We start from the raw sequence: 13,202 nt of genomic DNA on the forward strand, positions 1-13,202 counted from the left end.
CGCCGTCCATTATTTATAGGCGAAGCTCTCCATTGACAAGGGCGCCGCGATGGTATTTGCCTCGCCTCTCCTCGGGAGATACACCGGCCGGTACGTGCGTCCGCCGTTCGCGACAGGGAAAGCCCTACGCTGCGCCCACCCTTTCACGAAGCTGACCGCTGCTAACATCCGCGCCACTTCACACATTTTCACTGGAAGGAAACATTCCGTGCGCTACTCATTCGTCCGTTGGATGGGCATTGCCCTCCACTCCGCCGCCCTCCTGTGCCTCGCCGCGCCAACCCTGAGCCCGGCTCAAACCGCTGCGCCCGCCGCAACTGCCCCCGCAACGACCACCGCTGCAGCGGCACCCGCAGCCCCAGCAGCCCCCGCGGCTGCCAGCAACGGCAACAAGGCCGAAGGCATCGAGAACCCCTACGGCATCGAAGCCCTTTGGAAGACCTCCGACGCCGTCGCCAAGACCGTGTTGATCCTGCTGCTCGTGATGAGTGCCAGCAGCTGGTACGTCACGGTCGTCAAGCTGCTCGAACAAAGCAAGACCGCGCGCCAGGCCAAGACAGCGGCCCAAGAGTTCTGGAACGCGGGCAGCGTCGAGCAAGGCGCGAAGAAGCTCGAGCCCAACAGCCCCTTCCGCTTCATCGCCGACTCGGCGCTCAACGCCATTCGCAAGCACGACGGACTCAAAGGCCACATCCCGCTGGCCGACTGGGTCTCGATGAGCATCCAGCGCGCCATGGACCGCGTGCAGAGCAACGCGCAACGCGGCCTTGCCGTGCTCGCCACCGTGGGCTCGATCTCCCCCTTCGTCGGCCTGTTCGGCACGGTCTGGGGCATCTACCACGCGCTCACCGCCATCGGCATTTCCGGCCAGGCCTCGATCGACAAAGTCGCCGGCCCCGTCGGTGAAGCCCTCATCATGACCGCCATCGGTTTGGCGGTAGCCGTCCCCGCGGTGCTGGGCTACAACTGGCTCGTGCGTCGCAACAAGGTCGTGCTCGACGACGTGCGCGCCTTCGGCCAGGACCTGCACGCGGTCATCGTCGCCGAAGTCGCGCAGAAGAAATAAGGCCTAGACCCAAGCCCAGACGCGCCATGCGTGCCACGCCCCTGCTGGTCCTGCCGGCGGGCGTGGCCCTGGCGTTGGCGCTCAACCCACAGGAACTCAAGCCATGGCGATGAACATCGGCTCGGCCGACGACGGTGAAGACACCGTGATGTCGGCCATCAACACCACGCCGCTGGTGGACGTCATGCTGGTGCTGCTGATCATCTTTCTGATCACCATCCCGGTCGTGACCACTTCGGTGCCGGTCAGCCTGCCCAAGGAGCGCATCGAGGTGCGCGAGACCAAGCCCGAAAACATCATCATCTCGGTCGACCAGGCCGGGCGGATCTATTACTACGACACGCCGATCCCAAACGTGGACGCGCTCGCCGAGCGGCTCAAGAAAGTCGCCACGATGAAGCCCCAACCCGAAGTGCAGGTGCGCGGTGACCTGAGCGCGCGCTACGAAGGCGTGGGCAAAGTGCTGCTGGCCTGCCAGCGCGCGGGCATCGTCAAGGTCGCCTTCATTACCGAACCCCCCGCCCTGGGCGGCTGACCGGAGGAACACCTTATGGCCATGAACGTTGGCAGCCCGGGCGGAGACGGCAACGAACCCGAAGTGATGATGGACATCAACACCACGCCGCTCATCGACGTGATGCTGGTGCTGCTGGTGATGCTCATCATCACCATTCCCATCCAGCTCCACTCGGTCACGCTGGAAATGCCGGTGGGCACCCCACCCGCAAACCTCGTCAAACCTGAAAAAATCCAGATCGACATCGACGACAAGAACACGGTTTACTGGCAGGGCCTGCCCGTGACCGCCGCCGAGCTCGAGCAAAAGATGCAAGAGGCCGCACAGCTCAACCCGCAGCCCGAAGTGCATCTGCGCCCGAACAAAAACGCCCAGTACGCCGTCTTTGCCAACGTGCTGGCCAGCACCCGGCGTATCGGGCTCAACAAGATTGCCGTCATCGGCGCGGAGCAGTTCGTCCAATGAACCACACCGTCATGACACCAGACTATGTGCCGCACGACCCCGCGCGGCGCATCAAGGGCATCGTGATCGTCGTCGCGGTGCACGCCCTCATCGGCTACGTGCTCATCAGCGGCATGGCACGGCAGGGCCTCAGCCTCATTAAAAAACCACTCGAGGCCGTGGTGATCCAGGAGGTCATCATTCCGCCGCCCCCACCGCCGCCTCCACCGCCGAAGGTGGTGCAAAAGCCCGAGCCGAGCGCCCCCAAGGTCGAGGCGCCGCCGCCCTTCGTGCCCCCGCCCGACGTGCCCAGCACGGTCAGCAACGCGCCCGCCATCGTCTCGACGGCGACGCCCCCGGCCGAACCCGCGCCGATCGCGCCCCCCCCGCCGCCAGCACCCGTCGCGCCGCCCGCTCCGCCCAAGCCGCGCGACATCGGCGTGATCTGCCCGACGCAAGTCACGCCGGAAATGCCGCGCAAAGCACTGCAAGAAGGCATCGGCGGGACCGTGCGAGCACAGGCGCGCATCCAAAACGGCGTCGTGAAGGAAGTCACCATCCTCTCCGGGCCTCGGGTTTTTCACAGCGCCGTCAAAGAGGCGATGCTGCAATACAAGTGCGTCAGCGAGGCACAAGAAGTCCTGGCTGTGCAGGAATTCAACTTCAAGGTCGAGTAAGGGCAACGCTGAACAAGTTCCTCGCGTGCCATCGCAGGAACGAATTCAGCGTTGTCTAAGCCCGCCTTGTTGCACAAAGGCAACGATTAAGCCCCTACCTGGGAAACCCCGGATGGGGCTCGAACGATCGTTCGGTTAACCTGAAGTTTCAAACTTTACCCGGCCTTCAAGCGCATCGCGCCCGTGATCCGGGCGTGGCGCCGGGCAATTTTCTGCCCTGTGCGCCGGATTTTCATCAACGTTTCACTGGAGCAGTTCTATGCACCTGAAGTCCCGCCGTTTCCGGCTACGGCCACTGACCCGATCGGTCCTGCTGGCCTGCAGCACCGCCGCCCTGGCCGCTACCCCAGCCCTCGCTCAAACCACCAGCGCCGAACTGCAGCGCGTCGAAATCACCGGCTCGTCGATCAAGCGCATCGCCGCCGAGGGCGCACTGCCCGTGATGGTGATGAAGGCCGAGGACATCAAGGCGTCGGGCGCGTCGTCGGTCGCCGACCTCGTCCGCAAGCTCTCGACCGTCCAGGGCGGCAGCGTCGAGTCGCGCTCTGTCGGCGGTGGGGGCTACGGTTTCACCGGGATCTCGCTGCACAACATCGGTGAGACGCGCACCCTCGTGCTCCTCAACGGCAAGCGCATGGCGCAGTTCGGCGGCCAGACGCTCACGGGCTATGGAGCGGGCTTTGACGTCAACACCATTCCGCTTTCGGCCATCGAGCGCGTCGAAATCCTGACCGATGGCGCCTCGGCACTCTACGGCGCGGACGCCATTGCCGGCGTGGTGAACTTCATCACCAAGCATGACACGGTCGAAGGCGACGTCAGCATCGGTTATTCGTCCCCCACCGAGGGCGGCGCCCGCGAAACCCGCATCAGCGCGAGCAAGGGCTTCGGCTCGAAAGAAAAGGATGGCTACAACGTCTTCCTGAGCTTCGGCCACGACGAGCGCACCAAGCTCAATTCCACCCAGCGCGATTTCGCCAAGACCGGCAAGATTCTCTTCAACTACGAAGGCAAGAACTACCGCGTGCAGCAGTTCTCGGCTAGCCCCATCCCCGCGAACGCGGTCGATGATCAAGGCCAGCTCATCAGCCCGTACCTGAAGGTCAATGGGAAGTGCCCTGAAAAGACCTTCCGCGTCACCGAGCCTTACAACGATGGCTCGGGCCTGGTCGACGATTACTGCGGCTTCGACTACGTTGGCGAGCTCGAGATCTACCCCGAGCGCAAGCGCGACAACGCCCTGGTCTCCATCATCAAGACGGTGGGCGATCAAGAGTTGTACGCCGACATTTTGCTGGCCCGCACAACCCAGGTCTCGCGCATCGCGCCGGTGCCGGGGAGCATCAGCATTCCCGCTGGCACGCCGCTGCACGACAAATACCTCAAGCCCCTGGGCATCAACGACGACAGCCTCGCGTTCTACCGCTTGTACGACATGGGCAAACGAACCAGTGACGACAAGGCAGACTTCCAACACATCGTCGTCGGCTCCCGCGGCGCATTGGCGGGCTGGGACTACGACGCCAGCCTGCTCTACTCGCAAAGCGACGTCAAGGGCAGCATTGCCGGGTACCCAGGTGCACTGGCTGTGAAGAAGCTCCGCGCCAGCGGACTGCTTGACCCCTTCGTCGGCCCGGGCCAACAAAGCCCCGAGGCGCAAGCGGCCATCAATGCAGCGAACTACCGGGGCTACTGGGATGGCGGCACCTCCAAGCTGACCTCGCTGAGCCTCAACGGCTCACGTCCTGTCGGGAAACTGGCGGGCGGCCCCATCATGCTGGGCGCTGGCGTGAACTTCAACAAGGAAGACTTTGCCTCCAAGCCCAGCCCGTTTGCGCAGGGCATCCTCGCGGACCCGGTTGCGGGCACGCCTTGCGATCCGGCCCACGGCATCCAATGCGACCAGCGCTTCGGCGACGCTTCGGCCTCGCCGCCCTACTCGGCCAGCCGCAATTCCCGCGGCCTGTTCGCCGAACTGCAGCTCCCGCTCAGCAAGCAGTTGGAATTGGGTCTGGCTGGGCGCTATGACAACTACTCCGATTTCGGCGACACCGTCAACGCCAAGGGCAGCTTCCGCTGGACGCCGATGTCCAACCTTCTGGTGCGCGGCTCCATCGGCACGGGCTTCCATGCACCGACCGTACCCCAGGTCGACGCTTCGCTGCGAAGCTATGGCGTGACAAGTGGCAAGTACCTGTGCACGCCGGAGCTCGCGCAAGTGGCTGCCTCCCTCGGCGCCCAATGTCAGTCGGGCAACCGCCAGTATGACCAACTCGCCGGCGGCAACAAGGATTTGCAGCCCGAGAAGTCACGTCAGGCCACCATCGGCATCCGCTTCGAGCCCAACAACCAACTCTCGCTGGGCGCTGATCTCTGGCATGTCGCCATCCGTGACTCGTTCGGCCAATTGCCGGAGGGTCTGGTCTTCGGCAATCCGTTGCAGTACGCCAGCTCGTTCAGCACACAGGTCGATGTGGGTACCGGCAAGAAGTACATTGCCTTCCTCGCCGACAACCGCAACCTGGGCAAGTCTTACTCCACCGGGATCGACTTCGACATCGTCGGCCGGGCCAAGACGGGTTGGGGCGACCTGAGCTCGCAGCTCACCTTCACCTACATGGTCCGTGAGGTGTCGCAGCTCGAACGCAACGGGCCTTATTACTCCGCCATCGGCGTACACAACCCCGATCTCGGTGCGGTGACCTTCCGCACGCAAGGGCGTTGGGCCAACACGCTCAAAACCGGCAACTTCGCCCACACCCTGGGGATCAACTTCAAGTCCGGCTACACCGATGCGCCCACCACCGTCGAGGTGTTGGATGCAAACGGCAACGTCACGGGCACGGAAGAGATCAAACTCAAAGTGGGCTGGTACGCGACCTTCGACTGGCAAACCGCCTGGACCTACAACAAGAAATGGTCGATCACCGGCGGCGTATTGAACCTCTTCAACGCGAAGCCGCCGCTGAGTATTTCCGACAGCGGCGCCAACCGCGGCCAGCCCCGTGGCTACGACGACCGCTACTACGACCCGCGCGGCCGCACGCTCTACGTCAACGCGTCGTACAAGTTCTGACGCGCTCGGTGCACGCGCGCCCGGTGAACCGGCGCGCGTGCCGTCTCCTCGAAGGCCCGCCCGCTCTGTGGACGGGCCTTCGATCATCTGGCATCGTGTGCGCCATCCGCGCACGGCAACCCGGTTCAGACCAAAGACGTATCGCGCCCCCTGACGTGTTCGCGGCGCCGCTCCAGCGTCGCGAATGACCACTCCCGCGGCCACCCACCGTTGCTTTCAGACATGCTCAAGCGAACCCTACTCGCCCTCGTGCTCGGCCTCTCGCTCGGCGCGTGCAGCGACGTGCAGAACAACCCGCATCCGGCCGGGTCAGAATACACGAACACGTTGTTCGTGCCATTCATGACGCGCTCGCCGCGCACCTTGGACCCGACGAGTTCCTACTCCAACGACGAAACGCCCTACACCTACCAGGTCTACGAGCCGCCATACCAGTACCACTATCTCAAGCGCCCGTACGAGCTGATCGGCCGCGCCGCCACCGAAGTGGCCGCACCGCGTTACCTCGACCGCAACGGCCAACCGCTGCCGCCCGACGCGCCGGGCGAACAGATTGCCGAGTCGGTCTACGACATCCACATCAGGCCTGGCATCCGCTTTGCTCCGCATCCGGCCTTCGCGCAACGCGCCGATGGCAGCTACGTCTACCACGCGCTGACGCGCAAAGACCTCGAGGGCGTGCATCAGATCCGCGATTTCAAGCAAACCGGCACGCGTGAGCTCACGGCGGACGACTATGTCTATGCGATCCGCCGGCTGGCCACCACACGCGTGAAGTCACCGGCCTTTTCCACCCTGGCCGAGTACATCGTCGGCCTCAAGGAGTATGGCGAACAGATCAAAGCCGTGGACCGCGAGCTGCGCCGCGGCTTGCCCAGCACGGCGCGCGACCTGCCTTTCCTCGACTTCCGCCTATACCCGTTCGACGGCGCCGTGGCCCTCGACCGCCATACGCTGCGCATCCGCGTCAAGGGCAAATACCCCCAGTTTTCCTATTGGCTGGCGATGACTTTTTTCGCACCCATCCCCTGGGAGGCCGAAAAGTTCTACAGCCAGCCCGGCATGGCCGAGCGCAACCTGTCGCTCAACTACTGGCCGGTCGGCACCGGCCCCTACATGCTCACCGAATTCAGCGAGAACCGGCGCCACGTCCTCGAGCGCAACCCGAATTTCCACGGCGAGACCTACCCCTGCGAAGGCGAACCGGGCGACCGCGAAAAGGGCTATCTCGACGACTGCGGAAAGCCCATCCCCTTTGTGGACAAGGTGGTGTTCGACATCGAAAAAGAGGCCGTGCCGCTGCAGGCCAAGTTCCTGCAAGGCTATTACGATTCGCCCGCCATCGAACGCTTGGACTTTGGCACCAGCTACCTCGTTGCGATGAGCGACGACGCCTCCAAAGAGCGCGAGTTCAAAGAAAGAGGCATACGCCTGCCCACCACGGTCGAAGCCAACAACCATTACATCGGCTTCAACTGGCTCGACCCGGTCGTGGGGGGCGGCAAAACGCCCGCCGAAGCTGAAGCACACCGCAAGCTGCGACAGGCTTTGTCCATCGCGCTGGACTGGGAAGAGCACATCGCCATTTTCGAGCGCGGCCAAGCCGTGCCCGCGCACGGGCCGGTTCCTCCATCGCTGTTCGGTTACCGCGCAGACGGGCCGGCTGCGTTCAACCCGATCGTCTATCGCAAAGGCCCCGACGGAGCGCCGCAGCGCCGCTCCATCGACGAAGCGCGCCAACTGCTCGCCGAGGCGGGCTATCCGAACGGGCGCGACGCCAAGACCGGGCAGCCGCTGGTGCTGAATTTCGACTACGCCAGTTCCTCCGACGGCGGGAAAGCCTTGCTCGACTGGTACACGAAACAGCTGGGCAAACTCGGCGTGCAACTCGAAGTGCGCGCCACCGACTACAACCGATTCCAGGAAAAAATGATGAAAGGCACGGGCCAAATCTTTTCTTGGGGCTGGCTCGCGGACTACCCCGACGCCGAGAACTTCCTGTTCCTGCTCTACGGCCCGAATGCCAAGGCCGTGACTGGCGGCAACGGGGAGAACGCCGCCAACTACCAGAGCCCTGAGTTCGACCGCTTGTTCGAGCAGATGAAGTACCTCGACAACGGGCCGCAGAAGCAGGCCCTGATCGACCAGATGATTGCGATCACCCAGCGCGATGCGCCCTGGAGCTTTGGCTACTTCCCGAAATCCGCCGCAGCCTTCCACCAATGGGTCTACAACGGCAAGCCGACGCAGATCGTGCGCAACCACATCGGCTACCTGCGGCTCGACCCCAAGCTGCGCGGCGACCTGATCCGCCAGTGGAACCGGCCGGTCTGGTGGCCGATGGCGCTGCTGGCCCTCGCCGGGTTTGGCTTGGCGTTCGTAGGCTGGCGCGCCTGGCGCCGGCGTGAATTGGAGACGGCCGCGCGCACGCTGGCTCGCGAGGAGGCCACACGATGATTCGCTACATCCTGCGCCGACTCGGCTACGGCTTTCTCATCCTGGTCGGGGTGAATCTGCTGACCTTCGTGCTGTTCTTTGCGGTCAACACGCCCGACGACATGGCGCGCATGAACATCGGCGGCAAGCGCGTCACCCAGGACGCCATCGACAAGTGGAAGGCCGACCGCGGCTACGACAAGCCGCTGTTCTGGAATGCCCAGCGCGAGGGCACGGCCAAACTGACCGAGACGATCTTCTTCCAGCGCTCCGTGCCACTGTTCGTGTTCGATTTCGGCGCGTCGGACACGGGGCGGGACATCGGCTACGAAATCAAGCAACGCATCGGCCCTTCGGCGGCGGTTGCTGTGCCCACGTTTTTGCTCGGAACCTTCGTGGCCGTGATGATCTCCCTCGGGTTGGTGTTCTTTCGACACACCGCGCTCGAACTCTGGGGGGTTGCGCTCGCGGTGTTCCTGATGTCGATCTCAGGCCTCTTCTACATCATCATGGGGCAGTTCCTGTTCAGCAAAGTGCTCAAGCTGGTTCCGGTTTCGGGCTTCTCGACCGGCCCAGACCTGGTGCTGTTCCTCGCACTGCCCGTGGCGATGGGCATCCTCTCGCGGCTCGGCTCCGAGGTGCTGTTCTACCGCACGATGTTCCTCGAAGAAATCGGCAAGGACTATGTGCGCACCGCGCGCTCCAAGGGCCTGTCCGAAGGCCAGGTGCTGTGGCGCCATGTGCTGCGCAACGCGATGTTGCCCATCCTGACGAGCACCGTCGCCGTGCTGCCACTGCTGTTCCTCGGGGCGCTGATCATGGAATCCTTCTTTGGCATCCCGGGCCTGGGCAGCTTCACCATCGACGCCATCAACGCGCAGGACTTCGCGGTGGTGCGCGCCATGGTGTTCCTCGGTTCGGCGCTCTATATCCTGGGGCTGATCCTGACCGACATCTCCTACACGCTCGCCGATCCGCGCGTGCGCCTCGGTTGAGGAGCTCTTCCATGCCCAAGTTCGTCTTCCTCGCCACCGACCTCGCCCTGCTGGCGATTCTGATCGGCATCGGTGTCTACATCCGACACGCCGCGCGTTCGCCCAGCCTGCGCCAAACCTGGATCCAAGTGCTGAAGAATCCCTCGGCAGTCTCCGCGGGGCTGGTGTTGCTGCTGTTCTTCTTGCTGGCCACTCTCGATTCCGTGCACTTCCGGCCCCGGCTGCCCGCCGCCGATGCGGCGGCAGCCAGCGACGCGCCGGTCGCGTATTCCACGCGCACGCTGTCGCTGCTCGACGTCTTGCTGAGTGGCCCGCGCGAAGCCGTGGAACGTACCTATTCCGTCCCCCTCGGCACGCATCAGTTTTCCAAGGAGTCCGTCCTCGTCAACGGCAAGATGGTGCGCGACTTTCCCCGACTGGCTTACGGTGGTCGGCATCTGCAAGACCCCGCGCGCGACTGGCTGCCCGATGTGCTGCGGAAATCGGCAGCAGGTCTCGCCGCGGGCCTGCTCGCCTCGGCCGCGCTGTGGCTGCTCGTGACTTGGCGCTTAGGAAAGAACGCTGCGCAGCCCCTGGGGGCGAGCTTCACCCGGCTCTGGCATGGGGACACGGCCTACCCCTGGCGCGCGGCCCTGTGGACCTTGAGCGTACTCTTGCTGCTGGTGGGCTGGCTGGCGGCGCTGTGGCCGTACTACCACGTGATGGGCACCGATCAAACCGGCAATGATGTTCTTTTCCAGGCCATCAAATCCGTGCGCACCGCGATCGTCATCGGCTCGCTGGCGACGCTCGCCACGTTGCCCCTGGCGATTCTGTTCGGCGTGCTCGCTGGCTATTTCAAGGGTTGGGTCGACGATGCGATTCAATACCTCTACACCGTGCTCTCGTCGATTCCGTCGGTGCTGCTGATCTCGGCCTTCGTGCTGCTGATTCAGGTCTTCATCGACAAAAACCCCAATCTCTTCGCCACCGGCTTGGAACGCGCCGATGTTCGGCTCTTCCTGCTGGCGGTGGTGCTGGGCATCCCCGGCTGGGCGCAGCTCGCGCGACTGCTGCGCGCCGAAACGCTCAAGCTCGGCGAGCTGGACTTCGTGCAAGCCGCCCGCGCCTTTGGCGTGTCCGATGCCGGCATCATGCGCCGCCACATCCTGCCCAACCTGATGCACATCGTGGTCATCGTTGCCGTGCTCGACTTCTCCGGGCTGGTGCTCTACGAGGCCGTGCTGTCTTACGTGGGTGTGGGCGTGGACCCGAGCACCAACAGCTTTGGCACCATGATCAACGGCGCGCGCAATGAGATGTCGCGCGACCCGGTGGTGTGGTGGAACCTGGTGACCGCGTTCAGTTTCATGGTGACCTTGGTGCTGTCGATGACGCTGTTCTCGAGCGCCGTGCGTGAAGCCTTCGACCCCCGTGCGCGCAGCTTCCGCGTCCACAAACTGCCGCCGTCCCGGACGGCTTCAGCCGCCGCTTCCTCGAAATCCTGATCCCCATGCTGACCGTCGATCACCTCTGTACCGAAATCGATGCCGAGACCGGCGTCGTGCGCGCTGTCGATGCGCTCTCGCTGACCCTGGAACGCGGGGAGACCTTCGCGCTGGTGGGAGAGTCCGGTTGCGGCAAGTCCATGACGGCCATGTCGCTGCTGCGGCTTTTGCCCGACAGCGGCCGCGTCGCCGCGGGATCCGTGCGCCTCGGCGAAACCGACCTGGTTCAATTGCCTGAAGCCAAGATGCGCGATTTTCGAGGCCGTCGCATCAGCATCATCTTTCAGGAGCCTTCGACCAGTCTGAACCCCATCATGACGGTGGGGCGTCAGATCATCGAAGTCATCGAGCGCCACACCACGCTGCGCGGCACCGATGCCCGACGGCGTGCCATCGAGTGGCTCGATCGCGTCGGCATCCCCGAGCCCGAGCGGCGCATCGACACCTACCCGTTCCAGATGTCGGGGGGGCAGAAGCAACGCGTGATGATCGCGATCGCGCTGGCGGCCGAGCCCGACATCGTCGTCGCCGACGAACCCACCACGGCGCTCGACGTTACCATCCAGGCCCAGATTCTCGACCTACTGAAGTCGCTGCAGCAGTCGCAACGCCTGGCCATCCTGCTCATCACGCACGACCTGGCGGTGGTCGCCCAGATGGCTCACCGGGTCGGCATGATGTACGCCGGCCAGCTGGTCGAGGTGGCCGAAGCGGCCGAATTCTTCGCGCGGCCGCTGCACCCCTACGCCGTGAGCCTGTTCCAGGCGCTGCCGGACGCCGCCAAGCGCGGACAGCCATTGGCTTCGATCCCCGGCCAAGTCCCGCCGCTCAACCAAAGCTTTACGCGCTGCCGCTTTGCGAACCGCTGCAGCCACGTCATGCCCCGCTGCGAGCAAACGCCACCCGACCTGGTCGACATGGGGCACGGGCACCAGGTGCGTTGCTTTCTCTACCCCGAGGCCGAGCGTGCGCCCGCGACACCCACCCGGGTGGACCTGCGCTCGCCTACGACACTGCAGCCCACTGGGGCCCACGAGCGCGCCGCCGCAACGGCCGAAACGCTGCTGGAGCTCAGGGACTATCGCGTCTGGTTCCCGATCCGCAAAGGTTTGCTGCAGCGCACCGTGGACTACGTCCGCGCGGTCGATGGCGTGTCGCTGAAGGTCGCCGCCGGCTCGACGCTCGCCCTCGTGGGCGAGTCCGGCAGCGGCAAAAGCACGGTCGGCAAAGGCCTGCTGCAATTGTTGCGGCAGACCGCGACGATCAGTGGTCAAGCCCTGTTGCGCGGGCAGCCGCTCGATGCGCTCGAGGGCGAGGCCTTGCGCGCGGCGCGACGCCGGCTTCAGGTGGTGTTTCAAGACCCCTTCGCATCGCTGAATCCGCGCATGCGGGTCAGCGACATTCTCGAGGAAGGCGTGGCTGCGCTCCGCACCGATCTCGACGCCCGGGAACGCGGCCGCAGGATCGCCGCCTTGCTTGACCGCGTGGGTCTGCCGTCCACGGCCGGACAGCGATTCCCGCATGAGTTCTCCGGCGGACAGCGGCAACGCCTGGCCATCGCCCGAGCCCTGGCCGTCGAACCGGAAATCATCGTGGCCGATGAGCCCACCTCGGCCCTCGACGTGTCGGTGCAGGCGCAAATCCTCAACCTCTTCAAAGAGCTGCAACAGGAACTCGGCGTCGCCTATCTGTTCATCACGCACAACTTCGGCGTGGTCGAGTACTTGGCCGACGAAATCGCGGTCATGAAAGCCGGAAAACTCGTCGAGGCGGGGCCCGCCGATCAAATTCTCACGCGACCGAGCGATCCATACACCCAGGCGCTCCTTGCTGCCGTCCCCCGGCTAACCGTGGCCGAGGCGTTCCTCGAAGAGCGGGCCAGGGGTTCGTGCAGCTTAAATAAAAGTTGAATGTTCTTGCGCAGTATTGTATATTTTGATCATGTCTCGCAAGATGGTCAGCATTCAAGAGGCCGCCGAGTTCCTGGGTGTGTCGCCTCAGACCTTGCGCCGCTGGGAGCGCGAAGGTCGGCTTTTGCCCGATGAGCGCACGCCGGGCGGTCGGCGCCGCTACGACCTTGCGCGGCTTCGGCCCGAGCAATTCCGCGCACCGGAGACGGCGCGCCGCACCATCGCCTACGCACGGGTCTCCAGCCACGATCAGAAGGACGACCTGGAGCGGCAAAAGCAGGTGCTGGAACTCTATTGCGCCCGCCAAGGCTGGACGTTCGAGGTGATCGCCGATTTCGGTTCGGGCATGAACGACCACAAGAAGGGCCTCAAGCGCCTGCTCAATGCGATCATCGACGGGCAGGTCGGGCGCTTGGTCATCACGCACAAAGACCGGCTGCTGCGCTTTGGCGCGGAACTGGTGTTCGCCATCTGCGAGGCGAAGAACGTCGAAGTCGTGATCCTCAACCAAGGCGAGGACACGACGTTCGAGGAAGATTTGGCAAAAGACGTGCTGGAGATCATCACCGTCTTCAGCGCCCGGCTGTACGGCAG

10 protein-coding genes are annotated in these 13,202 nt (G+C 64.2%); all 10 read left to right on the forward strand.

The features are described 5' to 3' along the window. Nucleotides 1–232 precede the first annotated feature (232 nt). Nucleotides 233–1,066: a MotA/TolQ/ExbB proton channel family protein gene (locus JHC36_RS09195; protein ID WP_287918440.1), complete on the forward strand. Its 834-nt coding sequence runs from the start codon at nucleotides 233–235 to the stop codon at nucleotides 1,064–1,066. A 103-nt stretch (nucleotides 1,067–1,169) separates the two neighbouring features. Further along, the gene (locus JHC36_RS09200) at nucleotides 1,170–1,601 is read left to right on the forward strand and encodes an ExbD/TolR family protein (protein ID WP_287918427.1); all 432 of its coding nucleotides are present in this window, start codon (nucleotides 1,170–1,172) and stop codon (nucleotides 1,599–1,601) included. A gap of 15 nt (nucleotides 1,602–1,616) precedes the next feature. Then, entirely contained in the window at nucleotides 1,617–2,048 is a 432-nt protein-coding gene (locus JHC36_RS09205; RefSeq protein WP_287918429.1) for an ExbD/TolR family protein, read from the forward strand. Continuing rightward, nucleotides 2,045–2,704: an energy transducer TonB gene (locus JHC36_RS09210; RefSeq protein WP_287918430.1), complete on the forward strand. Its 660-nt coding sequence runs from the start codon at nucleotides 2,045–2,047 to the stop codon at nucleotides 2,702–2,704. The genes JHC36_RS09205 and JHC36_RS09210 overlap by 4 nt, the downstream gene beginning before the upstream one ends. A gap of 259 nt (nucleotides 2,705–2,963) precedes the next feature. After that, on the forward strand, nucleotides 2,964–5,780 hold the full coding sequence (locus JHC36_RS09215; RefSeq protein WP_287918432.1) for a TonB-dependent receptor domain-containing protein: 2,817 nt from the start codon (nucleotides 2,964–2,966) through the stop codon (nucleotides 5,778–5,780). Nucleotides 5,781–6,002: 222 nt separating this feature from the next. Beyond that, nucleotides 6,003–8,237 carry an ABC transporter substrate-binding protein gene (locus JHC36_RS09220; RefSeq protein WP_287918433.1) on the forward strand — a complete coding sequence of 745 codons (2,235 nt, stop codon included), beginning with the start codon at nucleotides 6,003–6,005 and terminating at the stop codon, nucleotides 8,235–8,237. Next, nucleotides 8,234–9,211, forward strand: a complete 978-nt coding sequence (locus JHC36_RS09225; protein ID WP_124224120.1) for an ABC transporter permease — start codon at nucleotides 8,234–8,236, stop codon at nucleotides 9,209–9,211. Before JHC36_RS09220 ends, JHC36_RS09225 begins: the two co-directional genes overlap by 4 nt. 11 nt (nucleotides 9,212–9,222) lie before the next feature. After that, entirely contained in the window at nucleotides 9,223–10,698 is a 1,476-nt protein-coding gene (locus JHC36_RS09230; RefSeq protein ID WP_287918435.1) for an ABC transporter permease, read from the forward strand. Nucleotides 10,699–10,703: 5 nt separating this feature from the next. Next, nucleotides 10,704–12,608, forward strand: coding sequence for an ABC transporter ATP-binding protein (locus tag JHC36_RS09235; protein WP_287918437.1), 1,905 nt, complete (start codon nucleotides 10,704–10,706; stop codon nucleotides 12,606–12,608). A 31-nt stretch (nucleotides 12,609–12,639) separates the two neighbouring features. Next, nucleotides 12,640–13,202: IS607 family transposase (locus JHC36_RS09240; protein ID WP_287918439.1), on the forward strand; the 563-nt coding region annotated here is incomplete at its 3' end.

Origin of the sequence: Tibeticola sp., assembly GCF_022759015.1 — a bacterium.
Classification (GTDB): Bacteria; Pseudomonadota; Gammaproteobacteria; order Burkholderiales; family Burkholderiaceae_C; genus Tibeticola; species Tibeticola sediminis.

Excerpts from the sequence above, each read along its gene's own strand:
- JHC36_RS09195 (WP_287918440.1), top strand. The coding sequence starts at position 233 with ATGGGCATTGCCCTCCACTCCGCCGCCCTCCTGTGCCTCGCCGCGCCA.
- JHC36_RS09200 (WP_287918427.1), top strand. The coding sequence starts at position 1,170 with ATGGCGATGAACATCGGCTCGGCCGACGACGGTGAAGACACCGTGATG.
- JHC36_RS09205 (WP_287918429.1), top strand. The coding sequence starts at position 1,617 with ATGGCCATGAACGTTGGCAGCCCGGGCGGAGACGGCAACGAACCCGAA.
- JHC36_RS09210 (WP_287918430.1), top strand. The coding sequence starts at position 2,045 with ATGAACCACACCGTCATGACACCAGACTATGTGCCGCACGACCCCGCG.
- JHC36_RS09215 (WP_287918432.1), top strand. The coding sequence starts at position 2,964 with ATGCACCTGAAGTCCCGCCGTTTCCGGCTACGGCCACTGACCCGATCG.
- JHC36_RS09220 (WP_287918433.1), top strand. The coding sequence starts at position 6,003 with ATGCTCAAGCGAACCCTACTCGCCCTCGTGCTCGGCCTCTCGCTCGGC.
- JHC36_RS09225 (WP_124224120.1), top strand. The coding sequence starts at position 8,234 with ATGATTCGCTACATCCTGCGCCGACTCGGCTACGGCTTTCTCATCCTG.
- JHC36_RS09230 (WP_287918435.1), top strand. The coding sequence starts at position 9,223 with ATGCCCAAGTTCGTCTTCCTCGCCACCGACCTCGCCCTGCTGGCGATT.
- JHC36_RS09235 (WP_287918437.1), top strand. The coding sequence starts at position 10,704 with ATGCTGACCGTCGATCACCTCTGTACCGAAATCGATGCCGAGACCGGC.